At 63.6% G+C, this 1,665-nt stretch carries 2 protein-coding genes; both read left to right on the top strand.

The features are described from left to right. A partial coding sequence (locus EN914_RS34675; protein ID WP_127389652.1) for an SDR family oxidoreductase occupies positions 1-313 on the top strand: 313 nt, incomplete at its 5' end. After that, a partial coding sequence (uvrC, locus tag EN914_RS34670) for an excinuclease ABC subunit UvrC (protein WP_127389651.1) occupies positions 310-1,665 on the top strand: 1,356 nt, incomplete at its 3' end. The genes EN914_RS34675 and uvrC, both read left to right, overlap by 4 nt.

Genomic DNA, 1,665 nt, shown 5'->3' with positions numbered 1-1,665 from the left:
CTACTTCTCCTATGCACTGTCCAAATCGACGCTGTGGACAGCCACCCAGATGATGGCGCAAGCGCTCGGTCCCCGCGTCCGCGTCAATGCCATCGGCCCGGGGCCGACATTGAAGAACGCGCGTCAGGAGGACAGCGATTTTGCAGCCCAAGTCGATGGCTTGATCCTCAAGCGCGGCCCGGAATTGCCGGAATTCGGCGCCACAATCCGCTATCTCTGGGAAGCGCGCTCGGTCACCGGCCAGATGATCGCGCTTGATGGCGGCCAGCATCTTGCGTGGCAGACGCCCGATGTGACAGGCATGACGGAATGAGTCCTGTAGACCACAAAAGCAAGCCGCGCGGCGGCACCGACGATCTGCCTCCCGATATCGACCTCGAGGACGAGGCGGTCGAGGAGATGGTTGAAACCGTCGGTCCCGATGTCGCCTTCACCGCCATCGACTGGACGCCGCATGCCGGCGACGCGGAAGGCATGATCGGTGCCGAGGTGATCCAGACGCTGGTCAAGCGGCTGCCCAACGCGCCCGGCGTCTACCGCATGATGAACGCTGCCGGCGATGTGCTCTATGTCGGCAAGGCACGCAGCCTGAAGAAGCGCGTCACCAACTACGCGCAAGGCCGTTTCCACACCACCCGCATCGGCCGCATGGTGCGCGAGACGTCGACGATGGAGTTCGTCGTCACCCGCACCGAGATCGAAGCGCTGCTGCTCGAAGCCAATCTTATCAAGCGCTTGCGGCCGCGATTCAACGTCCTGATGCGCGACGACAAGTCGTTTCCCTATATCCTCTTGACCGGCGACCATGTCTCGCCGGGCATCTACAAGCATCGCGGCGCGCGCTCGCGCAAAGGCGATTATTTCGGTCCCTTTGCTTCGGCCGGTGCCGTTGGCCGCACCATCAACTCGCTGCAGCGCGCCTTTCTGCTGCGCAGTTGCACCAACTCGTTCTACGAGAACCGCACGCGGCCATGCCTGCTTTATCAGATCAAGCGCTGCGCCGGTCCCTGCACCGGCGAGGTCTCGCACCAGGACTATGCCGAGCTGGTCAATGAGGCGAAGGACTTCTTGTCCGGCCGCAGCCAGAAGGTGAAGACGGAAATCTCGGCCGCCATGCAGCAGGCGTCGGAAGCTCTCGATTTCGAGCGCGCCGCGATCTATCGCGACCGGTTGGCGGCCCTGTCGCATGTGCAGAGCCACCAGGGCATCAATCCGGCGACCGTCGACGAAGCCGATGTCTTCGCCATCCATCAGGAAGGCGGCCAGGTCTGCATCCAGGTGTTCTTCTTCCGCACCGGCCAGAACTGGGGCAACCGCGCCTATTTCCCCAAGGCCGATCCGGCGTTGGAAGCAGCCGAGGTGCTGGGCTCGTTCCTGGCGCAGTTCTATGACGACAAGCCGACGCCGCGGAACATTCTTCTGTCGCATGGCGTCGAGGATCAGGAATTGCTGGCCGAGGCGCTCTCCACCCGCGCCGGCCGCAAGGTCGCAATCTCCGTGCCGCAGCGCGGCGAGAAGAAGGACCTGACCGACAACGCTTTGCAGAATGCCCGCGAAGCGCTCGGACGCCGGCTGGCTGAAACCTCCACCCAGGGACGCCTGCTTGCCGGTTTCGCCGAGACATTCGGCCTGCCGAAGCCGCCAGTGCGCATCGAGGTCTACGAC

Origin of the sequence: Mesorhizobium sp. M7A.F.Ca.CA.001.08.2.1 (assembly GCF_003998455.1) — a bacterium.
GTDB classification, from domain to species: Bacteria; Pseudomonadota; Alphaproteobacteria; order Rhizobiales; family Rhizobiaceae; genus Mesorhizobium; species Mesorhizobium ciceri.
This window is presented reverse-complemented; position numbering and strand designations above follow the sequence as displayed.